Raw genomic sequence first — 22,775 nt, forward strand, 5'->3', positions numbered from 1 at the left:
ACGGCCCCGGTTTTTTCATGCCTGTCAGCCGGAGCGGGACGGAAATCCATGCCGGCTAGCCCATGCCACGGCCGGGGCCTGCAGCAGGATCGCCAGCAGGACCGCTGGAAAGATCGCTGCGCCGACACTGTCGAGCAGCACGCCGCCGGCCAAGCCGCCGCCGGCCATCGCCGCGTTCCAGGCCGTGACGATCATCGACTGCGCCGCATCCGCTTCCGTCCCGGCCGCCTTTGCGGAGGCGGTCTGAAACAGCGTCGCTGCACCGCCGAAGGCGAGACCCCAGGCGACAACGCCGATATAGATCGCGGCCGACTGCTCGCCCCAGACGGCAAGCAGCAGTGACGCTGCCGCAAAGAGCATCATGCTCGCCAGCACCAGCAAACGCAGATGCCTATCGACAAGGGCGCCGATGATCGGAATGACAACGAGCGAGGCGATGCCAAAGACAAGAAGTACCGTGTCAGCCCGCGCATCAAGCCCTGACGGTTCCAGGAACGGCACGATGTAGGTGTAGAGGATGTTATGGGCGAAAACGACGGCAAACATCACGAACAGAATGGGTCGGATCCCGGGCAGCCGGAACACCGACGAAAGCGCCAGGCGTCGTTCGGCGCGCTGCCCCGGAGAGTTGGGAAGCGACCATAAAACCCAGCCGACGAGCAGGGCCGCCATGATGCTCAGGAGGCCGAAGGTCAGGCGCCAGCCGGCCATAGCGCCAAGCAGGGTGCCGGCGGGAATGCCTATCGAAAGCGCCACCGGAGCACCGAGCATGGCAACGGTGATCGCCCGCCCCTGCTGCTGCGGCGGTACCATGCGGCTGGCGTAGCCGGCGGCCAGTGCCCACAACAGCCCGGCAAAGACGCCGGCAAGGAAACGCGCCGCCATCGTCACGACATAGTCGGTCGAGAGCGCTGTGACCGTGTTGACGACGGCAAATCCCGAGATCGCCGTGATCAGCAGCGGCCGCCGACGCCAGGTCTTCGTCAGCGCCACGAGCGGGATGGCCGCGACCAGCGAGCCGATCGCATAGATCGTCACCATCTGCCCGGCCAGGGACTGAGAGACGTCGAGATCGGCGCTGATCTGCAGCAACAGGCCGGCCGGCGACGCCTCCGTGAGGATGGTGATGAAGCCGGCGGTCGCAAGCGCAAGCAGCGCCGCAAGCGGCAGCCCGGCCCCGGCGACAACGACGGGCGTGGATGCTGCTTCCTGCGGAGCCGGAAGCGCGCAGTCGGTGGATTGCATGGATAGTGTCTTTCAGGATGATCGCCAGTGACGTCTCTCTTGACGGCAATAGCGGAATGGAAGCGCGTGCCAGGTGTTCGCCGCCGGCCGAAGCGGGCGGCGATCTCGTTTGTGCCTAAGCTGCGGTTACGGCGCGCTTGGGCAGCACGATGTCATCGACGCGATAGGTGTGAAACTCGCAGGTTGAGACCGAATTCAGCGCCCTGAACTTTTCCAGGAAGACCGCGTCGGTGAAGAACTCCTCGACGTTTCCTTCGCCGGCTATCGCTTCGATATTGACCACCGTCTGGCCGTCGGTGCTCTTGGAGAGGTTGCTCCAGAGAAAGCCCTCCTTGCGCTCGGCCACATAGTTCACGACGTCCTGGATCAGCCGGAACGCTTCCTCCTGCTTGCCCGGGTGGGCGTGGATGACATTGACGATGAAGACGGTCGGTTCCGGATCCCTATGGAAACCCGCCACAAGTGCCTGCTGCATGTTTTCTCCTTCTGTCGCCGACGATGTTTTCGCACGTCACGAACGCGCGTTTGTCGGACGGGCGGACTATGACGAGCTTCCAATCAGAGAAAAATACGCTACAGCTCCGAAGATATCGGACAAAAATATCCACAATTCCCGAAACGGATGAGGACGGCGGATGGACAGCCTTGGTGCACTCAATGCTTTCGTGCAGGCGGCGGACTTCCGCAGCTTTACGGAGGCCGCAACCCAGCTCGGCGTTTCACCCTCCGCCGTCGGCAAGGCGATTGCCCGGCTGGAGGAGCGGTTGAGCGTTCGCCTCTTTCATCGCAGCACCCGCAGCGTCACGTTGACCCCGGAAGGCACGCTGTTTCTCGAACGCTGCCGGCGGATTTTTTGCGAAATCGAAGCGGCCGAGGCCGAACTGGTTCAGAGCCAGGAGGCTCCGCGCGGCAAGCTGCGCGTCAGCCTGCCCATGGCCGGCATGCTGCTGATGCCGACGCTGACGGCCTTCATGCGCGCCTATCCGGAGGTCGAGATCGATCTCGATTTCTCCGACCGCATGGTCGACGTTATCGAGGAGGGGTTCGACGCGGTCGTGCGCAGCGGGGAAATCGGCGACTCCAGGCTGATGACGCGTCAGCTTGGCACGTTTCACCCCTATCTCGTCGCATCACCCGACTACTTCGAAAGACATGGGAAGCCGGAGGCGCCTGCGGATCTCGAACAACACCACTGCCTGCACCATCGCTTTCCCTCGACGGGCAAGCTCGAGCCCTGGCCGCTGGTGCAGGACGGCGCCGAAGCCAACGTCGATGTGCCGGTAACGGCCGTCTCCAATGCCCTGGAGCCGCTGATCCATATGGCCGAGGAAGGGCTCGGTATCGCCTGCCTTCCCAACTTCACGATCAGACGGCAGATGCGCGAGGGAACACTCGTATCGGTTCTCGATAACCAGCTGCGCCGCTACGGCACCTACCGGATCCTGTGGCCGTCCAGCCGGCATCTCGCGCCGAAACTGCGCGTCTTCGTCGACTTCATGGCTGCCAATCTCTTCCCGACCAGTGGTGCGTCATCGGGCTCGGCTTGACCGATAGCGGCCGCACTACGATTTCGCCATCACGCGGCGCGCGGTTTTGCCCGGCCGATCCTTGTCGAAAATCGCTCTGATTGCCTGTTTCGTGCCATCGTCCATCAGCACGATCATGTCGAGGTAGAGCTGCTTGTCGACGATGACGAAGCGGACATCGAACGGCTTGCCACCATAGTGGCCGCTGACGTTCTCGCTCCATCGGCCGATGCCGGCCGCAGTCGTGGAGCCCGTCTTCAGGTCCGCATGGGCAAAGGCAAACCAGCCGTTGTTGGAAGACACCTTCAGGATAGGCCCGTGCTGCTTGATCGCCAGCCAGCAGGTTCCGCAGGTGCCGGCGTTCGACACCATCTGTCGCCACTGCCCCGGAAAATCTTCGGTTTCGGCGTTGGCGGCAAACGGCCACAGAACAATGGCGACGGCAATCAATGCGCCGACCAAACGGCGAAACGTGCCAGCAGGCGACGAAAATCTCATATGCTGCAATCCCATGGACACCGGCGGAGGCGAGCCTTCGCCTCGACGCCAGTGCACACTGCCTGCGCTGCATTGCGGCAACGTTGCATCCGTTGACGTCTTTTTCCGCGGTGCCTTCGGTGCAGCATTCCCTTTGCCCACTCCCCCCGGATTCCCGAAAGTGTTTACTCCACGGTTGCACTTGCGGCACTCTGTCTCGGCACCAAAGATACCCTTTACCCTGTTGGAGGATGGGGCCCCCTGTTGGAGGACGGGGGAAGCGGACTGGTCGACGTGATGGGAGGAGTAACCATGAGCGACGCATCCAGCATACACCCGGTGGACGAGAGCCAATCGGCAAGCTCGCGACCCTCGGGATTCAGCATGTCCTTGTCATGTACGGTGGCGCCGTCGCGGTTCCGCTGATTGTTGGCCGGGCCCTGCAGCTCAGCCCTCAGGACGTCGCTTTCCTGATTTCCGCCGATCTTTTCGTCTGTGGCCTCGTCACCATCATCCAGTCTCTCGGCATTACCCGGAGCGTCGGCATCCGTCTTCCCGTGATGATGGGCGTGACCTTCGCTTCCGTCGGCCCGATGGTGTCGATGGCAACGATGACGCCCGGACAGGAGGGCGCCCGACTGATCTTCGGCGCCATTATCGGCGCCGGGTTGGTCGCGCTGCTGCTCGCCCCGATCATGGGGCGGCTGTTGCGTTTCTTCCCGCCGATCGTCACCGGCACCATCATTCTGGTGATCGGCGTGACCTTGATGCGCGTCGGCGTCAACTGGATCTTCGGCAATCCCTTCGGACCGACGGCACCGAAGCTGGTCGATCCGACCCACGCCGAATGGCTGGCCGAGCTGAAGAAGCTCGCCACGACAGGCGGCCCGGCCGTTCCCGACGGCGTCGTGCTTGGCGCAACGGTGCCGAACCCTGCTTATGCCGAACTGAGCCATGTGGTACTTGCCGCCTTCGTGCTCATCTCCATCCTCGTGGTCGCGCGCTACGGCCGCGGGCTGATCAGCAACATTGCGGTTCTGACCGGCATCGTCATCGGCTGCGTCTTTGCAGCGAGCCTTGGCATGATGCATTTCGACCGGGTTGCGGATGCCGGCTGGTTCGCGGTCGTCACGCCGTTGCGTTTCGGCATGCCGATTTTCGATCCGGTGCTGATCGCCACCATGTCGCTGGTGATGATCGTCGTCATGATCGAATCGACAGGCATGTTCCTGGCGCTGGGCGAAATAACCAACAAGGAAGTCTCGCAGCAGCAGCTGACGGCCGGCCTTCGCGTCGACGGCATCGGCACGATGATCGGCGGCCTGTTCAATACCTTCCCCTACACCAGCTTCTCGCAGAATGTCGGTCTCGTCGGCGTCACCGGCGTGAAGAGCCGTTATGTCTGCGTCATGGGCGGCGTGATCATGATCGTGCTCGGCCTGATCCCGAAGATGGGCGCGCTGGTCGAGGCGGTTCCAACCTTCGTGCTCGGCGGCGCCGGCCTGGTGATGTTCGGCATGGTGGCAGCCACCGGCGTGCGCATCCTGTCGACCGTCGACTTCAAGTCATCGCGCAACAACCTGTTCGTCGTTGCCGTCTCGGTCGGTTTCGGCCTGATCCCGCTGATCGCGCCGAACTTCCTGATGTGGATGCCGCATGCGATCCACCCGATCATCGAATCGGGCATCGTGCTCGCCTCGATCTCGGCAGTGGTGCTCAACGCCTTCTTCAACGGATTGAGCGTCGAACGCTCTGCCCGGCCCCCGCGAGGAGGCCGGGGCTTTGTCATCAGGCCGTTCCAAAAAGCCCCGACACTTCGATCGCCAACGAAGCATCGACAGGTGTCGGCACGGTAGAAAGAGGACAACGAAAACGCCCCGAAGGATTCGACGACGATGGCCAAGACCAACCTCACCCTCGAGCTTCTGCTGCTCGCTCTTCTCGCAACGCTTTGGGGCGCATCCTATACCTTCATCAAGATCGGCGTCGAAACCATTCCCCCGGTGACGCTGATTGCCGCCCGCACGCTGATCGCCGGCACCATCCTGCTCGCCGTCCTCCGCTTTCGCGGCATCAAGCTGCCGCGCGACGCAGCCACATGGAAGCGCTTCCTGTTCCAGGCCTGCCTCAACAGCGTCTTCCCGTTTACCCTGATCGCCTGGGCAGAGCAGACGATCGACGCCGGCGTCGCCTCGATCCTCAACGCCGCCACCCCCATCTTCGCCTTCCTGCTGACGGCGCTGATCACCCGCCACGAGCCGGCATCGACAAGAAAGCTGATCGGCGTCGTGGCCGGCATGGCCGGCATCAGCCTGATCATCGGCGTTGAAGCCTTCGGCGGCCTGGGTGACCAGCTGCTGGCCCAGCTTGCCGTGGTCTTCGCAACCGTCTGCTACGCCGGCGCCGCCATCTTCGGAAAGAGCTTCAGGGGCCTCGACCCGATGGTTCCGGCCGCAGGCTCGCTCCTTGCAGGTGCCGTGCTTCTCATCCCCGCAAGCCTTGTCATCGACCAGCCATGGACGCTTGCCCCTTCCGCTCAGTCGGTGATCGCGCTCGTCTGCTTGGCGGTGTTCTCGACGGCGCTGGCCTTCGCCATCTATTTCCGGCTGATCCAGACGCTCGGTTCGGTCGGCGCTACCGCGCAAGCCTACCTGCGCGTTCCCGTCGGGGTCACCATCGGCGTTCTCTTTCTCGGAGAAAGATTGTCGGACACGATCTGGATCGGCCTTGCCTGCGTCGTCATCGGCGTCGCAGCCATGACCATCCCGGCGCGCCGGGCCGGGCCGGCCCTTGCCGATCGCGGCTAGTCTCAAGGCCAAAACGGAAAAGGCGCAGCGATTGCCCCGCTGCGCCTTTCGTCAGTCACGGCGCTATGTCGATCAGTCCTTGCGCTTGCGGCAATAGAGCTCGAGCCGGTGACGAACCAGGTCGTAACCGAGTTCGGCGGCGATCTCCGCCTGCAGCTGCTCGATCTTGTCGGAGCGAAACTCGATCACAGCGCCGGTGTCGATGTCGATCAGGTGGTCATGGTGCGGAGCGTCGGCCGTCTCGAAACGGGCGGTGGCACTTTCAAAGGCGTGGCGATGGACGACGCCCTGGTGCTCCAGCGCCGACAGTGTCCTGTAAACCGTCGACAGCGAAACGGTGGCATCGATTTCCTTGGCGCGGCGGTGCAATTCGCTCGCATCCGGGTGGTCTTCGGCGGTCGCGAGAATCTTCAGGATTGCCGCACGCTGCCGCGTCACGCGCACACCACCATCTCTCAGGACGCCTTCCAGCTCTTCGATGCGATTTTTGTTCTGTTTCATGGTCGTACACTAGCCAAGGCCGATAAGTTTGAAAATAGCTAGTTGCGAATGCTTCTCATGTGCATTGACTTATGCAAATCATTCGCCTAGTCCTGTGAACGACAACATCGGGGAGTATGGAATGATCGATCACACGAGACGCGCGATCCTGGTTGCCGCCACGGCATTGGCAGGTTTCGCGCTCGTTCCGGGTGCCGCTTGCGCGCAGGAAAAGTTCAAGGCCGTCACCACCTTCACGGTGATCGCCGACATGGCCAAGAACGTCGCCGGCGACGCGGCAATCGTCGAATCGATCACCAAGCCCGGCGCCGAGATCCACAACTATCAGCCGACGCCGCGCGACATCCTGAAGGCGCACGATGCAAAGCTGATCCTCTGGAACGGCCTCAATCTCGAACTCTGGTTCGAAAAGTTCTTCCAGAACTTCGACGAGGTGCCCGGCGTCGTGGTTTCTCAAGGGATCGAGCCAATGGGCATCGCGGAAGGCCCCTATAGCGGCAAGCCGAACCCACATGCCTGGATGTCGCCTTCGGCGGCGCTGATCTATGTCGACAACATCCGCGACGCTTTCGTCAAATACGATCCCGGCAACGCCGAGACCTACAAGGCCAATGCCGAAGCCTACAAGCAGAAGATCGAGGCGGCGATCGCCCCTATCCGCGCCGAGATCGGCAAGATCCCGGAAGACAAGCGCTGGCTGGTGTCGAGCGAGGGCGCCTTCAGCTACCTCACCCGCGACTTCGGCATGAAGGAACTCTATCTCTGGCCGATCAATGCCGATCAGCAGGGCACGCCGCAGCAGGTTCGCAAAGTCATCGACGCGGTGCGCGCCAACAATATACCGGTCGTCTTCTCCGAAAGCACGATTTCGCCCGACCCGGCACAGCAGGTGGCGCGGGAAACCGGCGCAAAATACGGCGGCGTGCTCTATGTTGATTCCCTGAGCGAAGCGGACGGTCCGGTACCGACCTATATCGACCTCTTGCGCGTCACGTCCGAAACCATCGCGAAAGGCCTTTCGCAATGAACCTTCAGGTAAAACCTCGCTCCGGCCCGGAAGCCGCCTCCGGGGATGCAGGCGGTGGCATCCGCGTCTCCGGCGCGACCGTGACCTATCGCAACGGCCACCGCGCGCTTCTCGATGCCTCCTTCGAGATCCCGACCGGCACGATCACAGCACTGGTCGGCGTCAACGGCAGCGGCAAGTCGACCCTCTTCAAGGCGATCATGGGCTTTGCCCGGCTGGCGCGCGGAGAAATCTCCATTCTCGGCCTTTCGGTCCAGGAGGCGCTGAAGAAGAACCTTGTCGCCTATGTTCCGCAAGCCGAAGAGGTCGACTGGAATTTTCCGGTTCTGGTCGAGGACGTGGTGATGATGGGCCGCTACGGCCATATGAACATGCTGCGCATCCCGAAGAAGGCCGACCATGAGGCGGTGGGGGCCGCGCTTGCCCGTGTCGGCATGAGCGACTTCCGCAAGCGCCAGATCGGTGAGCTCTCCGGCGGCCAGAAGAAGCGCGTGTTCCTGGCGCGCGCCCTTGCCCAGGACGGCCGCGTGATCCTGCTCGACGAGCCCTTCACCGGGGTCGACGTCAAGACCGAAGATGCCATCATCCGCCTGTTGATCGGCCTGCGCGACGAGGGCCGCGTCATGCTGGTCTCGACCCACAACCTCGGCAGCGTGCCGGAATTCTGCGACCGGACCGTTCTCCTGAAGAACACGGTGCTGGCCTATGGCCCGACGGAAACCACCTTCACCCGCGAAAACCTCGAACTCGCCTTCGGCGGCGTCCTCAGGCATTTCGTGCTCGGTGGCGACAGCCTGCATGACGACGCGGATCCGCGGCAACTGTCCGTCATCACCGACGACGAGCGTCCGCTGGTGATGTATGGCGCCAAGGGGCAGATGGTGTCGCAACCGGCCAAGCCTGAGAGCGACCCGGAGGCAGCAGGCAAATGATCGCCACGCTCTTCGAGCCCTTCACCTACAACTATATGGTCAACGCCATGTGGGTCAGCGCGCTGGTTGGCGCCGTCTGCGCCTTCCTGTCGTCCTATCTGATGCTGAAAGGCTGGTCGCTGATCGGCGACGCGCTCTCGCACTCGATCGTTCCGGGCGTTGCCGGCGCCTATATGCTCGGCCTGCCCTTCTCGCTCGGCGCCTTCTTCTCCGGCGGGCTTGCGGCCGGCGCGATGCTGTTTCTCAACCAGCGCACCCGGTTGAAGGAAGACACCATCATCGGGCTGATCTTCACCTCGTTCTTCGGCCTCGGCCTGTTCATGGTGTCGCTGTCGCCAACCTCAGTAAACATCCAGACGATCGTTCTCGGCAACATCCTCGCCATCACGCCTGCCGACACGTTGCAGCTTGCGCTGATCGGCGTCATCTCGCTGATCATCCTGACGGCCAAGTGGAAGGATCTGATGGTCACCTTCTTCGATGAGAGCCACGCACGCTCGATCGGTATCCCGACGACCTTCCTGAAGGTGCTGTTCTTCACGCTGCTGTCCGCCTGTACGGTCGCCGCGCTGCAGACGGTCGGCGCCTTTCTCGTCATCGCCATGGTGGTGACACCGGGCGCCACCGCCTATCTGCTCACCGACCGCTTTCCGCGGCTGATCGTCATCAGCGTCGCGATCGGCGCGCTCACCAGCTTCTTCGGCGCCTATTTCAGCTACTTCCTCGATGGCGCTACCGGCGGCATCATCATTGTGCTGCAGACGCTGATCTTCCTCTTTGCCTTCGTCTTCGCGCCCAAGCACGGATTGCTGGCTGCCCGCAGGCGCAGCGCCGAAGCCCTGGAGGTCACGCAATGATCTCGCTCGACCTTTTGCTTGCCGTCTTCGAATTCGAGTTCATGCGCAATGCGCTGCTGATCTCGGTCCTGGTGGCGATCCCGACGGCCCTGCTCTCCTGCTTCCTCGTGCTCAAGGGCTGGTCGCTGATGGGCGACGCCATCTCGCATGCGGTCTTTCCCGGCGTCGTCATCTCCTACATCGTCGGCCTGCCGCTCGCCGTCGGCGCCTTTGCCGCCGGCATGTCCTGCGCGCTTTTGACCGGCTACCTCAAGGAAAACAGCCGCATCAAGCAGGACACTGTCATGGGCGTGGTGTTCTCCGGCATGTTCGGCTTCGGCCTGGTGCTCTACACCAAGATCCAGAGCGACGTGCATCTCGACCATATCCTCTTCGGCGACATGCTCGGCATCGGCTGGCCCGACATCATCGAAACCGGTCTGATCGCCCTGGTGGCAACCGGGATCCTGGCGGTAAAATGGCGCGACTTTCTGCTGCACGCCTTCGACCCCGCACAGGCCAAGGCCGTCGGCCTGCGCGTCAACTGGCTGCATTACGGGCTCTTGGCGATCCTGTCGCTCACGATCGTCGGCGCGCTGAAGGCCGTCGGCCTGATCCTTGCCATCGCCATGCTGATCGCGCCCGGCGCCATCGCGTTTCTGATCACCCGCACCATGGGCAGCATGCTCATCGTTGCGGTGCTGGTGGCAACCGTCGCCTCGTTCTCAGGCGTCTATCTCTCGTTCTTCATCGACAGCGCCCCGGCACCGACCATCGTGTTGTTGATGACCGTGATCTTCCTCGCAGCTTTCCTCTGGTCGTCCTGGCGGACGGCCCGCATCGAGGCCCAGCGAACGACGGTCGAATGAGGGCGGGGCTCCCCTCCCCCCGGGAAGGGAGCCTCTCCACTGCAACCTCAATGGCTCGGATGCAGCGCGTCGTTGAGATACATGCAGGTCAGCATGGTGAAGATATAGGCCTGGATGACCGACATCAGCAGTTCCAGACCCGTCAGCGCCACGGTCATCATCAGCGGCATGACCGCGCCGAGCGTACCGAGCGCGCCGAAGCCACTGAGGCTGACGACGAAGCCGGCGAACACCTTGAGCGTGATGTGACCGGCGAGCATGACGGCGAAAAGACGAACCGAATGGCTGACCGGGCGCGACAGGAAACGACCTCGATCGGGATGATGATCGGCGCCAGCACCAAAGGCACGCCCGACGGCATGAACAGCCTGAGAAAGCCGAAACCGTGTTTAATCAAGCCGTAGAGCGTCACGGTCAGGAACACGAGCAGCGCCAGCGCAAAGGTCACCGCAATGTGGCTCGTCACGGTGAAGGCATAGGGAAACATGCCGATTAGGTTGGCGACCAGGATGAACATGAACAGCGAGAACACCAGCGGGAAGAAACGCATGCCGTGCTCTCCGGCATTCTCGCGCAACGTCTTCGATACGAACTCGTAGAGGATCTCGGCCGCCGACTGGGCAAGGTTCGGCACCAGGCCGCGCCTGCGCGTCGAAAGGATCAGGAAAAGGCTGGCGATCGCCACGGTCACGGCCATGTAGACGGCCGAATTGGTAAAGCTGATGTCGTGTCCGCCGACCTCGGCGATGTGGAAGAGCGACTTGATCTCGAATTGTTCGATGGGTCCGGCCATCATGAACCTCGTGCGTTGGCAACGGAGCAACCACGGCGCGGCGGCCGCGGGCGCATCAATGTGTGTGGGAAGCGGGTGAAAGCCGATCGCGAGACGGGGCGCGATGGCGCCCGAAGCAAACGTTCAGCTCTGTCAGGAAGGAAAAGCTCACGCGGGCGTGCCGCAGGCCAGGATGCTGCATGATGCGATCGACTCCATTATCTCAAGCGGTCGAGATAGTGGGGCCGTCCCCAGGCGAAGCATCGACGCGGGTCGTCCCGCGTGCGCCTGACCTAGAGACAATTTTTGATGAGGTCAAGCCGAGACGATACCTGCCGATAGGCCTGCGGCATCGGGGCCGGCATCAATCTGCCCGCCGAGGCTCAGCCAAATTGCCGATGGTCGGCAAGCACCTGCTCGATCACCGCCAAGCTCTTTTCCGCTTCGGCGGAGTTGGTACCGGGAAGACCAGCATAGACGATCAGCGCCTTCCACAGGGTCCAGCCGCGACCGCGCGCCCAGGTGCCGGCGTCGAGCGCCACGCCGGCGCGAAACGCCTCCCGGCTTTGCCCGTGGAACAGCGTCCAGGCAATGGCAAGGTCGCAGGCGGGATCACCGATACCCGAGGTGCCGAAATCGATGACTGCGCTCAGGCGACCGTCTTCGACCAGCAGATTGCCCCAACTGATATCGCCGTGGAACCAGACCGGCGCGCTCTGCCAGCTTGCCGCCAATGCGGCCTCCCAGACATCGCGCGCCGCTTCCGTGTCGATGCGTCCCTCGAGCGCGACGAGCGCGCGGCGGGTTTCCTCGTCATAATGGGCAGGTGGCCCGCCGCGAAGGAAATTGTGCGGGCCAGGCAACGGCCCGCCGCGCGCATCGACCTGCCGCAAGGCGACAAGAAAGCGCGCCAGATCCTGCGCAAAGACCTTGAGGTCGCCGATCCGATCATCCGTCGCCGTCTCACCCGGCCGCCAGCGATAGACCGACCACGGCCATGGATAGCCCTCGCCTGGCACGCCCCTTGCCAAGGGCACCGGGATAGGCAGCGGCAGGTGCGGCGCCAGCTTCGGCAGCCAGAACTGCTCCTTTTCCACCTGCAGCGCATAGGACTCAGCACTCGGCAGACGCACGGTCATGTCTCGCCCGAGATGGAAGGTCCTGTTGTCCCACCCGCCGGGCAGCACCGGCCTGATGTCGAGTGCGGCCCACTGCGGAAACTGTGCAGCGATCAGGCGCCGGACGAGCAGCGCGTCGATGGTGGGAGTGATCGTCGATTGATCGGACATAACGGGACAAATGCCTCACGCCAGAAACTCGGACGCCTGTTTTAGCCGATCGTCGCCTGTTCGCAACTTTTCCGCTCGGGGATGGCGAACGGACAACCCGATCCAGCCGAAACGCGTCGCCTTCAACCTGCCTTCGTCGAGCACCACACCGGGCCGGACGCGTCACCGTCCCGATGGTCGCATGGATATTGTCTGCCAGGCGGATTCCGGGAATGATGGAAGTGGAAAAGGACAGGCCGTCTTCCGGTCGCCGTGGGATGATCGCTTTACCCCGCATCACAATCTGATATTTTCAACTCCACCGAATTTTCGGCCTTTTTGATAACCTGAGATCATGGAACACCGGCTGCTCGACCGCATATCGCTGGAGGCTTTTCGCGTTTTCGACGCGGCCAGCCGGCATATGAATTTTTCCGGCGCCGGTCGCGAGATCAACATCACTCATGCCGCCGTCAGCTGCCGCGGCAAGGACCTGGAATTGACGCTGCTGGGCGAGCGGCTGTTTCAGCACGTACGGGCGATCATCCCCGCTGGCACCTGTCGCCGCTGATGGCAGAGGAGCTCTCGTCGGTCACATCATCAGACTATCTCGCTTCGCGCGCCCTCGACGCGGAAAGGCTGGCCTCTCTCGGCCTGACCCGCAACCGGCCATCGAGGGACGAGGCGCTGCGCCTGCACGCCGCACTCGGAAGATCGACATGAGCGGCGGACGCGGAAAGGCGACGACACCGCCAAAACAGCCGAGCCGCACCGGCATCGCCTTCTTTCTCGTTGCCTTTGCATTGATCGCAACAGTGATCCTGGCGACCGCTCTGCTCGCCAACGGACAGAGGAACCTGAGACAGTTGCTGAAGGCACTCGATCTTCCGACGACGTTTCTCGATCCGGAGAAGCCGGTGGCGCAGGCCCCGGAGGTCCACGTCAAGCGACAGCCGCCGCGCATCGCCCTGCCGGTCTGGACGTTTCAGGATCTGCAGACGCCGGAACAGCAGTTCCTGCGGGTGCTCCGCAGCGATCCCCGCGCTCTCTGCGATGAGCTGCGCGAGGCCGGATTCCGCGAACTCGAATGGAAATCGAGCGCCGGCGAGCGTGGCCAGTGGGAATGCTCCTCACTCGTATCCTTTCCGCGCCCTGGGGTCGACAAGATCTCGTCGATCTTCATTTTCATCAAGGGCAACGGCGAAGAAGAGATCACCTCGTTTCGCGTCAAGCTCAACATCGAGCGCCCGGAGGACGCGCAGGTGGTGACAACAAGCGCCGCGCGCGCCGCGTCGGTCTTCCTCGACCATGTCCGCTGGGCCGATGGCGGCAGCATTGCGCTGCAGATCCAGGCGTTGAAGGAATTTGACGTAAAGCGCTTCGGCAGCCGCGTGCAGTTCAAGCGCGAAACGGACGAGACCACGGCACGCTACAATTTCCTCGCCAACCAACCGGCCCGCGCCCGCCCGAAGAGCATTGCCGAACTCTATTTCGACCGTGAAAAATGGCTCGCCTATGGCAACGCCGATGCGCGTAGCTTCGTTCTCGGCCCGACGGCGTGGAATGGCCCGGCGAAGATACCCGAAGGCGGCGACGCCGTAGCAGACCCGGCATCACCAGAGGGTGCCGGCACTGCGAAGGCAAACACTGACGCAAGACCCTGACTTGAAGCGCGTCGCGGTCTCTACAGCGGCGCGCGTCTTATTGGACGCTGCGCTTTAAGCTCGTGTTTCGCGCATGTCGTTATCGCAAAGCCGCTACGCACTTTTGCGCGACATGCTTGAGGTCAGCGATCGATCCGGGTCGAAAGGATGATCGACGACAGCGTGCGGTCGACACCGTCGATTTCACCGATACGATCGATCAGCAGGTCGAGTTCGCTGATCGATGCTGCCGCAACGACGGCGATAAGGTCGAAGCTACCGCTGACGGAATGAAGGGTGCGGATCTCGCGGATGGCAGCAAGTTCCGGGGTGACGCGGCTGAGCGCCCTTGGCGCGATGGTGATCAGCACATGCGCCTTGACCAGACCCTTCTCATAGCTCTCCGACAAGCGGACGCCATAACCGGCGATCACGCCCTCGCGCTCCAGCCGCTCGATCCGGGCCTGCACGGTCGTCCGCGACAGGCCGAGCCTGCGGGCAATCGTTGCTGTCGGCATGCGGGCGTTTTCGCTGAGCACGGCGAGGAGCTCGCGATCCTTGTCGGTAATCTGCATTTCGTCGGTCCATATAGGCATTCTGCCGAATATCTATAGGCGATTTAGTCATATTACAGCTTCAAATCAACAACTCTCGGTCGGACAATAGGGTCTGAAACGCATTTCATACCCTGGGGGAAAGTCATGAAGGACATCGTCGTCATCGGAGCAGGCAAGATCGGCTCCACCATTGCTCGCATGCTCGCGCACACCGGCGATTACAGCGTCTGCGTTGCCGACCGTAGCGCCGAGCAGCTGGGCCAGATCGAGAAGCATGCCGCCATCACGACGGCAGCCGTCGATATCGGCGACAAGAAGGCGCTCGTTGCCCTTCTCTCCGGCAAGTTCGCCGTTCTCAGCGCCGCCCCGTTCCACCTGACGGTTGCCATTGCGGAAGCCGCTGCCGAAGCCGGCATCCACTACCTCGACCTGACCGAAGACGTCGAATCCACCCGCCAGGTCAAGGCGATCGCCGCCAAGGCCAGCACCGCCTTCATTCCGCAGTGCGGCCTCGCACCGGGCTTCATCTCCATCGTCGCCAATGACCTTGCCAGCCGCTTCGAGACGCTCGAAAGCGTGCGCATGCGCGTCGGCGCGCTGCCGCAGTACCCGTCGAATGCGCTCAACTACAACCTGACCTGGAGCACCGACGGCGTCATCAACGAGTATATCGAGCCCTGCGAAGCGATCGTCGAAGGCAGCCTGATCGAAGTTCCCGCCATGGAAGAGCGCGAAGAATTCTCGCTCGACGGCGTGACCTACGAAGCCTTCAACACCTCGGGCGGCCTCGGCACGCTCTGCGAATCGCTGAAGGGCAAGGTCCGCACCCTGAACTACAAGACGATCCGCTATCCCGGCCATGCCGCCATCATGAAGGCGCTGCTGAACGACCTTGGTCTGCGTCATCGCCGCGAAGTCCTCAAGGACATCTTCGAAAACGCGCTGCCGACCACCACCCAGGACGTCGTCGTGATCTTCGTGACGGTTTCGGGCTTCCGCGAAGGTCGCCTGATCCAGGAAACCTACGCCAACAAGGTCTATAGCGGCGTCGTCGCCGGCCGCATGCAGAGCGGCATCCAGATCACCACCGCCGGCAGCATCTGCGCCGTGCTCGATCTGCTCGCCAACGGCAAGATCGCATCCAAGGGCTTCGTTCGCCAGGAAGACATCGCTCTCGATACCTTCCTCGCAAACCGCTTCGGTCACTACTACGCCCAGAAGGGCGAGACAGAACGCGTCGCCGGCTGAGGCCACTCGGCTCGTCTGCGCTGACTATAATGCCCGGGTCCTGCCCGGGCATTTTTTATGTGTCGAACTGAACGTCGCCGCTTCGATTACCGCGGTTTCGACCCGAAACGTGTTGGATGGCCGTATTATGTCCGGCCGAACTCATCCTCGATGCGGATGATGTCGTCCTCGCCGAGATAGGACCCGGTCTGAACCTCGATCAGCTCCAGCGGGATCTTGCCTGGATTGTGCAGTCGGTGGACGGTCCCCTGCGGGATATAGACGGACTCGTTTTCATGCAGCAGACGGGTTTCGCCGGCCATGGTGATCTCCGCCGTGCCACGCACGACAATCCAGTGCTCGGCCCGATGATGATGCTTCTGCAGCGAGATCTTCTTGCCGGGGCTGACCTTCAGTCGCTTGACCTCGTAGCGCTCGCCGCTGGAGACCGAAGAGACCGCGCCCCAGGGCCTGTAGGACGTCGGGTGCTCCTGTGTAAGCCCTAAGGTTGCCTGCGACCGTGCGAGCACCTTGACGATGTTTCCAACGCTCTGGCTGTCTTCCAGGCGCCCGACATAGACGGCGTCTTCGCTGGCGATCACGGCGATATCGTCAAGCCCCTGCACAGCAAGGTGGATGTCGCGGGAGAGCACTAATGAGTTGCGCGTGTTCGCTACCGTCGCCTTGTCGGTAACGACATTGCCGTCACCGTCCTTGCGACCGATCTTCCACACGGCATCCCAGCTGCCCAGATCCGACCAGGCGAATGAGGATGGAACGACGGCAGCGCGAACGGTCTTTTCGAAGACCGCGTAGTCGACGGAAATATCCGGCGCCTTGGAGAAGGCCTTCGCTTCCAGCCGGCTGAAATCGAGATCCTTGCTGGCGCCCTCGACGGCCGCCTTTGTCGAGGCATAGACGTCAGGCGCATAGAGCTGCATCTCGTCGAGGAACACCTTAACCGGCAGCATGAACATGCCGGAGTTCCAGAGATAGCGCTCGGTCGCCAGCATCGCCTCTGCCTTGGCGCGATCCGGCTTCTCGACGAAACGGGCAACCCTGTTGGCGCCGGCCGGCAACGCTTCCCCAAGTTCGATATAGCCGTAGCCGGTCGCGGGCTCCGTCGGAGTGATGCCGAACGTCACCAGTTCACCGGCCTCGGCTGCCAGCTGCGCCCGCAGCATGCAATCGATGTAGACCGCTCCGGCATCGATCTCGTGATCGGAGGCGAGCACCTGCATGATCGCCGCCTCCCCGAACTTGGCGAGCACGACGAAGGCGGCCGCCGCCAGTGCCGGCGCCGTGTTGCGTGCCACCGGCTCGAGCAGAATATCGCTGAGCGGCGCATCGACGGCGCGCGCCTGTTCGGCGACGATGAAGCGGAAATCGCTGTTGGTGACGATGATCGCCGGCTCATACAGCCTGCTATCGCTCACCCGTTCCAGCGTCTGCTGGAACAGCGATCGATCGGACAGGATCTGCAGAAACTGTTTCGGCGCGCCCGAGCGCGACAGCGGCCACAGGCGCGTACCTTTTCCACCCGCCATGATCACGGGAACGATCTTAGACGTCATGCCAAGCCTCTGCGCGCATCGAACGAGAGTCCATCCATACAGGACCGATGCTAAAGAATGCCTGAAGCCGGCCGTGCAAACAAACCGCACCAAAGGTGAGGCATGCCCCTCACTTCGGATAGGACGCCAGCTTGCCCATCGTCTTACGCCGTACCAATTCGCATCGGCACAACGATGAGGCGGCTCTGTCGCGGCCATCGCGGGCAACAAAAAACCCCGCTCGAAGGCGGGGCTTTTTCATTGGTTTATCCCGTCGGGATGTCCCTTTCAGGCCGGGATCACGATTTCCCCGAGCTTCGTCAGTTCGGCGATGAACTGCTCGGCGCGCGTCTTCTTCTCGTCGCCGGCACCGTCCAGCTCGGCACGGACCGCCTCGATGCGCTTTTCAAGCGCGGTGCGGTCGAGTTCGTCGACGTGCACGGCGGATTCGGCAAGCAGAGTGCAGCCGGTCGGCAGGATATCGGCAAAGCCGCCGAAGACGGCGAACCGCTCGGTCTTGCCGTCAGCCGTTTTCACGGTAACGACGCCGGGCTTCACCGTCGTCATTGTCGGGGCATGATTGGCCATCACGGTCATCTCGCCCTCGGTCGCCGGAATGACGACTTCCGTCACCTTCTCGGAGAGGAGCAGGCGCTCGGGGGAAACAAGCTCAAAATTGAAACTGTCGGCCATGACCATTCACTTCTCGTGGGCGCGCCACCTGAGGTGGCAGGCTGTGCATGTCTTCCCTGCTCCGCAATATGGCGGAACGCAGGATGAAAGCCTCGGCGCATCGCTGCGCCGAGGCTCACGATGCTATCAAGCGGCTTCTGCAGCCAGCTTCTTGGCCTTTTCGACCGCTTCTTCGATCGAGCCGACCATGTAGAACGCGGCTTCCGGAAGATGGTCGTAGTCGCCGTTGACGAGGCCCTTGAAGCCCTTGATCGTGTCTTCGAGAGCGACGAGCTTGCCCGGAGAACCGGTGAAGACTTCGGCCACGAAGAACGGCTGCGACAGGAAGCGTTCGATCTTACGAGCGCGGGCGACGGCCAGCTTGTCCTCTTCCGACAGTTCGTCCATGCCCAGGATGGCGATGATGTCCTGGAGAGACTTGTAACGCTGCAGGGTCGTCTGGACCTTACGCGAAATCTCGTAGTGCTCTTCGCCGACGATCATCGGGTCCAGCATGCGCGACGTGGAGTCGAGCGGGTCAACGGCCGGGTAGATGCCCTTTTCAGCGATCGAGCGCGACAGAACCGTCGTTGCGTCCAGGTGGGCGAACGAGGTTGCCGGCGCCGGGTCGGTCAAGTCGTCGGCCGGAACGTAAATGGCCTGAACCGAGGTGATCGAACCCTTGGTCGTCGTGGTGATGCGTTCCTGCATCTGACCCATGTCGGTCGCCAGCGTCGGCTGGTAACCCACGGCCGATGGAATACGGCCGAGCAGAGCCGAAACTTCGGAGCCTGCCTGGGTGAAGCGGAAGATGTTGTCGACGAAGAACAGAACGTCCTGGCCCTTGTCGCGGAAGTCTTCAGCGATCGTCAGACCGGTCAGAGCGACGCGAGCGCGGGCGCCCGGCGGTTCGTTCATCTGGCCGTAAACGAGGGCTGCCTTCGAGCCTTCGCCGCCGCCGAGCTTGTTAACGCCGGACTCGATCATTTCGTGGTAGAGGTCGTTGCCTTCGCGGGTACGTTCACCCACGCCAGCAAATACCGAGTAACCACCGTGCGCCTTGGCGACGTTGTTGATCAGTTCCATGATGAGAACGGTCTTGCCGACGCCTGCGCCACCGAAGAGGCCGATCTTGCCGCCCTTTGCGTAAGGAGCGAGAAGGTCGACGACCTTGATGCCGGTGACGAGGATCTGCGCTTCCGTCGACTGCTCGACGTAGGACGGCGCGTCCTGGTGGATGGCGCGCTTGCCCGACGTGATCAGCGGACCAGCTTCGTCGACCGGCTCGCCGATGACGTTCATGATGCGGCCGAGCGTTTCATCGCCAACCGGAACCGTGATCGGTGCCCCGGTGTCGGTGACCGGCTGACCGCGGACGAGACCTTCGGTCGAGTCCATGGCGATCGTGCGGACGGCGTTTTCGCCGAGGTGCTGCGCGACTTCGAGAACGAGGCGGTTACCGTGGTTCTCGGTTTCCAGTGCGTTCAGGATCTGCGGAAGCTGGCCTTCGTCGAACACAACGTCGACGACGGCGCCGATGACCTGCGTTACGCGACCGACAGCGCCGGCTGCCGCAACTGCGGTCTTGGCGGAAGCTGCCTTCCTCGGTGCAGCCGGCTTCTTCGCCGCTGCGGTTTCTTTCGGGGTAGCTGCCTTAGCCATAATCCTTACCCTCTTCTCGTAACCTTAGAGCGCTTCCGCGCCCGAGATGATTTCAATGAGTTCCTTGGTGATCTGAGCCTGGCGCTGACGGTTGTAGTTCAGCGTCAGCTTATTGATCATGTCACCAGCATTGCGCGTCGCATTGTCCATCGCGCTCATCTTTGCGCCCATTTCGCCGGCGACGTTCTCGAGCAGGGCCCGGAAGATCTGCACCGAAATGTTGCGCGGAATGAGGTCGCTCAGGATCGCGCCCGCGTCCGGCTCATATTCGTAGACGGCCGAAGCATCCGATGCTTCCACTGCGACCGGGCCGGCCGAAGCGGGGATCAGTTGCTGTGCCGTCGGAATCTGGGCGATAACGGACTTGAACTCAGAATAGAACAGCGTGCAGACATCGAACTCGCCCTTTTCAAAGAGCGCGATGACCTTGTGGCCGATCTGGTCGGCATTCTGGAAGCCGATCTTCTTGACCTCACGCAGGTCGATACGATCGATGATCAGCGACGCGTATTCGCGACGCAGAATATCGAAGCCCTTCTTGCCGACGCAGATGATCTTCACCGTCTTGCCGGCGGCAAGCAGCTTGCGAAGGTGGTCGCGAGCGTGGCGGGCGATCTGCGAGTTGAAGCCGCCGCAAAGACCGCGTTCCGCCGTGCAGACGACCAGAAGATGCGTATCGTCCTTGCCGGTGCCGGTCATCAGCTGCGGCGCATCGTCGTCCGCGCCAACCGCCTGGGCGATGTTGGCGAGAACGGCAGCCATGCGCTGCGAGTAAGGCCGGGCGGCCTCGGCCGCCTCCTGCGCACGCCGAAGCTTCGCCGCGGCGACCATTTTCATCGCCTTGGTGATCTTCTGCGTCGCCTTGACGGAGGCGATCCGGTTCTTCAGATCCTTAAGTGAAGGCATCCGTTATCCGTCCTAAATGAAATCCGCTCAGGCGAAAGACTTGGCGAAGCTGTCGATTGCAGCCTTCAGCTTGCCCTTGACGTCGTCGGAGATCGCCTTGTCCTTGCGGATGGTTTCCAGGATGTCCTTGCCTTCCGAACGCATGTACGAAAGCAGGCCCTGCTCGAACTTGCCGACCTGATTGACCGGCAGCTTGTCGAGGTAACCGTTGACGCCTGCGAAGATGACAGCAACCTGCTCTTCCGTCTTCAGCGGCGAGAACTGCGGCTGCTTCAGGAGTTCGGTCAGGCGTGCACCGCGGTTCAACAGACGCTGCGTAGCAGCATCGAGGTCGGAGCCGAACTGCGCAAAGGCCGCCATTTCGCGGTACTGAGCGAGTTCGCCCTTGATCGAGCCGGCAACCTGCTTCATCGCCTTGATCTGCGCGGCGGAACCGACGCGCGAAACCGACAGACCGACGTTAACGGCCGGACGGATGCCCTGGTAGAACAGGTCGGTTTCAAGGAAGATCTGGCCGTCGGTGATCGAGATCACGTTGGTCGGAATGAACGCGGAAACGTCGTTGCCCTGCGTTTCGATGACCGGCAGAGCCGTCAGCGAACCGCCACCATTGTCGTCCGAGAGCTTTGCAGCGCGCTCGAGCAGGCGGGAGTGTAGGTAGAAAACGTCGCCCGGGTAAGCTTCGCGGCCCGGCGGGCGGCGCAGCAGGAGCGACATCTGACGGTAGGAAACGGCCTGCTTCGACAGGTCGTCGTAGCCGATCAGGGCATGCTTGCCGTTGTCGCGGAAGTATTCGCCCATCGCGCAACCGGCGAACGGTGCGAGGTACTGCATCGGAGCCGGGTCGGATGCGGTCGCAGCAACGATGATCGAGTACTGAAGAGCGCCACGCTCTTCCAGAACCTTCACGAACTGGGCAACCGTCGAACGCTTCTGGCCGATTGCGACGTAGACGCAATACAGCTTGTCGCCTTCCGGACCATTGTCGTGAATGGCCTTCTGGTTGAGGATCGTGTCGAGGATGATCGCGGTCTTGCCGGTCTGGCGGTCGCCGATGACGAGCTCGCGCTGGCCACGGCCAACCGGGATGAGGGCGTCGATGGCCTTGAGGCCGGTCGACATCGGCTCATGCACCGACTTGCGCGGAATGATACCAGGAGCCTTGACGTCAACGCGCGAGCGCTGCTTGGCGTTGATCGGGCCCTTGCCGTCGATCGGGTTGCCGAGCGCGTCGACGACGCGGCCGAGCAGTTCCGGACCAACCGGAACGTCCACGATGGCGCCGGTCCGCTTAACGGTGTCGCCTTCCTTGATGTCACGGTCCGAACCGAAAATAACGACGCCGACGTTGTCGGCTTCGAGGTTCAGCGCCATGCCGCGAATTCCACCCGGGAATTCGACCATCTCGCCTGCCTGAACATTGTCGAGGCCGTAGACGCGGGCGATACCGTCACCGACGGAAAGCACCTGGCCGACTTCGGAGACTTCTGCTTCCTGGCCGAAATTTTTGATCTGATCTTTAAGAATTGCGGAAATTTCCGCGGCGCGGATATCCATCAGCCGACCTCTTTCAGTGCAAGCTTAAGGGTAGAGAGTTTGGTGCGAAGGGAGGTGTCAATCTGGCGGGACCCGACCTTGACGATCAGACCTCCAAGAATAGACGGGTCGACGGTGACGTTAACAGTCACGTCTTTGCCGGTGACGCTCTTGAGCGTCGCCTTCAATTCAGTTTCCTGCGCTGCAGTGAGCGCATGGGCCGACATTACGTCGGCGGAGATTTCACCCCGGTGGCGCGCGGCGATCAGGCGAAACGCCTTGATCATGCCCGGCAGCGTGAAGAGGCGGCGATTGCGTGCAACAACCTTGAGGAAGTTACCGACGAGACCAGAAATACCGGCCTTGGCGGAGATCGCCGAAATGGCCTTGAACTGGTCGTCGGCAGAAAAGACGGGGCTTACGATCAGCCGCTTCAGGTCATCGCTGCCGTCGATCAGGGCCTGGACGCGGGTAAGATCCGCACCGACCGCCTCGACGGAACCCGCTTCGAGAGCGAGGTCAAAAAGCGAGGACGCATACCTTTCTGCAACACCGGAAATAAGCTGGGATGTGTCTGCCACGGGCACAAGCTTCTCTCAATTTCATCCAAGAACGGTGGTCGCGGCGAGCCGTCAACTTAACGTTTTGAATTTGCTGCAATAATTTGCAGGATATCGAGGCCTGGCGACCCACTTCCCCCGCAATTCGCGGTTCGTCTAGCATAGGATGTTTGGACTCGCAACACGCGAACGGCAGGAA

Annotated in this window: 21 protein-coding genes and 2 pseudogenes; 10 read left to right on the forward strand and 13 right to left on the reverse strand. The window is 62.2% G+C overall.

What is annotated here, in order from left to right; translation table 11 throughout:
* Nucleotides 1-24: 24 nt before the first annotated feature.
* Together ASD52_RS30845 and ASD52_RS30850 are read right to left on the reverse strand one after the other, a co-directional pair.
* A complete protein-coding gene (locus ASD52_RS30845; protein WP_025425047.1) occupies nucleotides 25-1,245 on the reverse strand; it encodes an MFS transporter in 1,221 nt (406 codons plus the stop codon).
* A gap of 115 nt (nucleotides 1,246-1,360) precedes the next feature.
* Nucleotides 1,361-1,720: an antibiotic biosynthesis monooxygenase gene (locus ASD52_RS30850; RefSeq protein ID WP_025425048.1), complete on the reverse strand. Its 360-nt coding sequence runs from the start codon at nucleotides 1,718-1,720 to the stop codon at nucleotides 1,361-1,363.
* 160 nt (nucleotides 1,721-1,880) lie between these two features.
* Here ASD52_RS30850 and ASD52_RS30855 point away from each other — a divergent pair, with 160 nt between their 5' ends.
* The gene (locus ASD52_RS30855) at nucleotides 1,881-2,792 is read left to right on the forward strand and encodes a LysR family transcriptional regulator (protein WP_025425049.1); all 912 of its coding nucleotides are present in this window, start codon (nucleotides 1,881-1,883) and stop codon (nucleotides 2,790-2,792) included.
* Nucleotides 2,793-2,807: 15 nt separating this feature from the next.
* On the opposite strand, the gene ASD52_RS30860 is transcribed toward ASD52_RS30855, so the two are convergent.
* The gene (locus tag ASD52_RS30860) at nucleotides 2,808-3,269 is read right to left on the reverse strand and encodes a hypothetical protein (RefSeq protein ID WP_128090430.1); all 462 of its coding nucleotides are present in this window, start codon (nucleotides 3,267-3,269) and stop codon (nucleotides 2,808-2,810) included.
* Between the two features lie 291 nt (nucleotides 3,270-3,560).
* Here ASD52_RS30860 and ASD52_RS30865 point away from each other — a divergent pair.
* Together ASD52_RS30865 and ASD52_RS30870 are read left to right on the forward strand one after the other, a co-directional pair.
* A pseudogene (locus ASD52_RS30865) lies at nucleotides 3,561-5,104 on the forward strand (nucleobase:cation symporter-2 family protein).
* A gap of 39 nt (nucleotides 5,105-5,143) precedes the next feature.
* On the forward strand, nucleotides 5,144-6,055 hold the full coding sequence (locus tag ASD52_RS30870; RefSeq protein ID WP_025425051.1) for an EamA family transporter: 912 nt from the start codon (nucleotides 5,144-5,146) through the stop codon (nucleotides 6,053-6,055).
* 72 nt (nucleotides 6,056-6,127) lie between these two features.
* Here the strand turns inward: ASD52_RS30870 and ASD52_RS30875 are convergent, their stop codons facing one another.
* The gene (locus ASD52_RS30875) at nucleotides 6,128-6,556 is read right to left on the reverse strand and encodes a Fur family transcriptional regulator (protein ID WP_025425052.1); all 429 of its coding nucleotides are present in this window, start codon (nucleotides 6,554-6,556) and stop codon (nucleotides 6,128-6,130) included.
* A 121-nt stretch (nucleotides 6,557-6,677) separates the two neighbouring features.
* Between ASD52_RS30875 and ASD52_RS30880 the strand changes: the two genes are divergently transcribed.
* From ASD52_RS30880 to ASD52_RS30895, 4 genes are read left to right on the forward strand one after another with little or no spacing between them, the layout of a single operon-like run.
* Nucleotides 6,678-7,583 (forward strand): metal ABC transporter substrate-binding protein, encoded by a 906-nt coding sequence (locus tag ASD52_RS30880; protein WP_057210835.1) that lies wholly within the window; start codon nucleotides 6,678-6,680, stop codon nucleotides 7,581-7,583.
* On the forward strand, nucleotides 7,580-8,515 hold the full coding sequence (locus ASD52_RS30885) for a manganese/iron ABC transporter ATP-binding protein (RefSeq protein WP_025425054.1): 936 nt from the start codon (nucleotides 7,580-7,582) through the stop codon (nucleotides 8,513-8,515). Before ASD52_RS30880 ends, ASD52_RS30885 begins: the two co-directional genes overlap by 4 nt.
* Nucleotides 8,512-9,372, forward strand: coding sequence for a metal ABC transporter permease (locus tag ASD52_RS30890; protein ID WP_025425055.1), 861 nt, complete (start codon nucleotides 8,512-8,514; stop codon nucleotides 9,370-9,372). Before ASD52_RS30885 ends, ASD52_RS30890 begins: the two co-directional genes overlap by 4 nt.
* Nucleotides 9,369-10,220, forward strand: a complete 852-nt coding sequence (locus ASD52_RS30895) for a metal ABC transporter permease (protein ID WP_025425056.1) — start codon at nucleotides 9,369-9,371, stop codon at nucleotides 10,218-10,220. The genes ASD52_RS30890 and ASD52_RS30895 overlap by 4 nt, the downstream gene beginning before the upstream one ends.
* 47 nt (nucleotides 10,221-10,267) lie before the next feature.
* Here the strand turns inward: ASD52_RS30895 and ASD52_RS30900 are convergent.
* Nucleotides 10,268-11,013, reverse strand: a pseudogene (locus ASD52_RS30900) (F0F1 ATP synthase subunit A).
* 362 nt (nucleotides 11,014-11,375) lie between these two features.
* Nucleotides 11,376-12,281, reverse strand: a complete 906-nt coding sequence (locus tag ASD52_RS30905; protein WP_025425057.1) for an aminoglycoside phosphotransferase family protein — start codon at nucleotides 12,279-12,281, stop codon at nucleotides 11,376-11,378.
* 334 nt (nucleotides 12,282-12,615) lie between these two features.
* Between ASD52_RS30905 and ASD52_RS40470 the strand changes: the two genes are divergently transcribed.
* Both ASD52_RS40470 and ASD52_RS30915 read left to right on the forward strand, forming a co-directional pair.
* Nucleotides 12,616-12,831, forward strand: a complete 216-nt coding sequence (locus ASD52_RS40470; RefSeq protein ID WP_025425058.1) for a LysR family transcriptional regulator — start codon at nucleotides 12,616-12,618, stop codon at nucleotides 12,829-12,831.
* Between the two features lie 148 nt (nucleotides 12,832-12,979).
* Nucleotides 12,980-13,924 carry a DUF6030 family protein gene (locus ASD52_RS30915; RefSeq protein WP_025425059.1) on the forward strand — a complete coding sequence of 315 codons (945 nt, stop codon included), beginning with the start codon at nucleotides 12,980-12,982 and terminating at the stop codon, nucleotides 13,922-13,924.
* 122 nt (nucleotides 13,925-14,046) lie between these two features.
* On the opposite strand, the gene ASD52_RS30920 is transcribed toward ASD52_RS30915, so the two are convergent.
* Nucleotides 14,047-14,499, reverse strand: coding sequence for an Lrp/AsnC family transcriptional regulator (locus ASD52_RS30920; protein ID WP_025425060.1), 453 nt, complete (start codon nucleotides 14,497-14,499; stop codon nucleotides 14,047-14,049).
* A gap of 105 nt (nucleotides 14,500-14,604) precedes the next feature.
* Between ASD52_RS30920 and ASD52_RS30925 the strand changes: the two genes are divergently transcribed.
* Nucleotides 14,605-15,708 (forward strand): saccharopine dehydrogenase family protein, encoded by a 1,104-nt coding sequence (locus ASD52_RS30925; RefSeq protein WP_025425061.1) that lies wholly within the window; start codon nucleotides 14,605-14,607, stop codon nucleotides 15,706-15,708.
* 125 nt (nucleotides 15,709-15,833) lie between these two features.
* On the opposite strand, the gene ASD52_RS30930 is transcribed toward ASD52_RS30925, so the two are convergent.
* The 6 genes from ASD52_RS30930 to ASD52_RS30955 form a co-directional block, all read right to left on the reverse strand.
* Nucleotides 15,834-17,261: a mannose-1-phosphate guanylyltransferase/mannose-6-phosphate isomerase gene (locus ASD52_RS30930; protein ID WP_025425062.1), complete on the reverse strand. Its 1,428-nt coding sequence runs from the start codon at nucleotides 17,259-17,261 to the stop codon at nucleotides 15,834-15,836.
* A gap of 267 nt (nucleotides 17,262-17,528) precedes the next feature.
* Nucleotides 17,529-17,933, reverse strand: coding sequence for a F0F1 ATP synthase subunit epsilon (locus ASD52_RS30935; protein ID WP_025425063.1), 405 nt, complete (start codon nucleotides 17,931-17,933; stop codon nucleotides 17,529-17,531).
* A gap of 126 nt (nucleotides 17,934-18,059) precedes the next feature.
* Complete coding sequence (gene atpD / locus ASD52_RS30940; protein WP_025425064.1) at nucleotides 18,060-19,574, reverse strand: F0F1 ATP synthase subunit beta; 1,515 nt, start codon at nucleotides 19,572-19,574, stop codon at nucleotides 18,060-18,062.
* Nucleotides 19,575-19,598: 24 nt separating this feature from the next.
* On the reverse strand, nucleotides 19,599-20,480 hold the full coding sequence (locus ASD52_RS30945; RefSeq protein WP_025425065.1) for a F0F1 ATP synthase subunit gamma: 882 nt from the start codon (nucleotides 20,478-20,480) through the stop codon (nucleotides 19,599-19,601).
* A 27-nt stretch (nucleotides 20,481-20,507) separates the two neighbouring features.
* Nucleotides 20,508-22,037, reverse strand: a complete 1,530-nt coding sequence (gene atpA, locus ASD52_RS30950) for a F0F1 ATP synthase subunit alpha (RefSeq protein ID WP_025425066.1) — start codon at nucleotides 22,035-22,037, stop codon at nucleotides 20,508-20,510.
* Nucleotides 22,037-22,603 carry a F0F1 ATP synthase subunit delta gene (locus tag ASD52_RS30955; protein WP_025425067.1) on the reverse strand — a complete coding sequence of 189 codons (567 nt, stop codon included), beginning with the start codon at nucleotides 22,601-22,603 and terminating at the stop codon, nucleotides 22,037-22,039. The genes atpA and ASD52_RS30955 overlap by 1 nt, the downstream gene beginning before the upstream one ends.
* Nucleotides 22,604-22,775: the final 172 nt, after the last annotated feature.

This window comes from Ensifer sp. Root142 (genome assembly GCF_001426785.1).
GTDB lineage: Bacteria > Pseudomonadota > Alphaproteobacteria > Rhizobiales > Rhizobiaceae > Ensifer > Ensifer canadensis.

Bases quoted from the DNA above. Each gene is read 5' to 3' on its own strand.
- ASD52_RS30920 (WP_025425060.1), bottom strand. From the start codon at position 14,499: ATGCCTATATGGACCGACGAAATGCAGATTACCGACAAGGATCGCGAG.
- ASD52_RS30880 (WP_057210835.1), top strand. From the start codon at position 6,678: ATGATCGATCACACGAGACGCGCGATCCTGGTTGCCGCCACGGCATTG.
- ASD52_RS30905 (WP_025425057.1), bottom strand. From the start codon at position 12,281: ATGTCCGATCAATCGACGATCACTCCCACCATCGACGCGCTGCTCGTC.
- ASD52_RS30895 (WP_025425056.1), top strand. From the start codon at position 9,369: ATGATCTCGCTCGACCTTTTGCTTGCCGTCTTCGAATTCGAGTTCATG.
- ASD52_RS30915 (WP_025425059.1), top strand. From the start codon at position 12,980: ATGAGCGGCGGACGCGGAAAGGCGACGACACCGCCAAAACAGCCGAGC.
- ASD52_RS40470 (WP_025425058.1), top strand. From the start codon at position 12,616: ATGGAACACCGGCTGCTCGACCGCATATCGCTGGAGGCTTTTCGCGTT.
- ASD52_RS30870 (WP_025425051.1), top strand. From the start codon at position 5,144: ATGGCCAAGACCAACCTCACCCTCGAGCTTCTGCTGCTCGCTCTTCTC.
- ASD52_RS30885 (WP_025425054.1), top strand. From the start codon at position 7,580: ATGAACCTTCAGGTAAAACCTCGCTCCGGCCCGGAAGCCGCCTCCGGG.
- ASD52_RS30855 (WP_025425049.1), top strand. From the start codon at position 1,881: ATGGACAGCCTTGGTGCACTCAATGCTTTCGTGCAGGCGGCGGACTTC.
- atpD (WP_025425064.1), bottom strand. From the start codon at position 19,574: ATGGCTAAGGCAGCTACCCCGAAAGAAACCGCAGCGGCGAAGAAGCCG.
- ASD52_RS30945 (WP_025425065.1), bottom strand. From the start codon at position 20,480: ATGCCTTCACTTAAGGATCTGAAGAACCGGATCGCCTCCGTCAAGGCG.
- ASD52_RS30935 (WP_025425063.1), bottom strand. From the start codon at position 17,933: ATGGCCGACAGTTTCAATTTTGAGCTTGTTTCCCCCGAGCGCCTGCTC.
- ASD52_RS30875 (WP_025425052.1), bottom strand. From the start codon at position 6,556: ATGAAACAGAACAAAAATCGCATCGAAGAGCTGGAAGGCGTCCTGAGA.
- ASD52_RS30890 (WP_025425055.1), top strand. From the start codon at position 8,512: ATGATCGCCACGCTCTTCGAGCCCTTCACCTACAACTATATGGTCAAC.
- atpA (WP_025425066.1), bottom strand. From the start codon at position 22,037: ATGGATATCCGCGCCGCGGAAATTTCCGCAATTCTTAAAGATCAGATC.
- ASD52_RS30925 (WP_025425061.1), top strand. From the start codon at position 14,605: ATGAAGGACATCGTCGTCATCGGAGCAGGCAAGATCGGCTCCACCATT.
- ASD52_RS30845 (WP_025425047.1), bottom strand. From the start codon at position 1,245: ATGCAATCCACCGACTGCGCGCTTCCGGCTCCGCAGGAAGCAGCATCC.
- ASD52_RS30860 (WP_128090430.1), bottom strand. From the start codon at position 3,269: ATGAGATTTTCGTCGCCTGCTGGCACGTTTCGCCGTTTGGTCGGCGCA.
- ASD52_RS30930 (WP_025425062.1), bottom strand. From the start codon at position 17,261: ATGACGTCTAAGATCGTTCCCGTGATCATGGCGGGTGGAAAAGGTACG.
- ASD52_RS30850 (WP_025425048.1), bottom strand. From the start codon at position 1,720: ATGCAGCAGGCACTTGTGGCGGGTTTCCATAGGGATCCGGAACCGACC.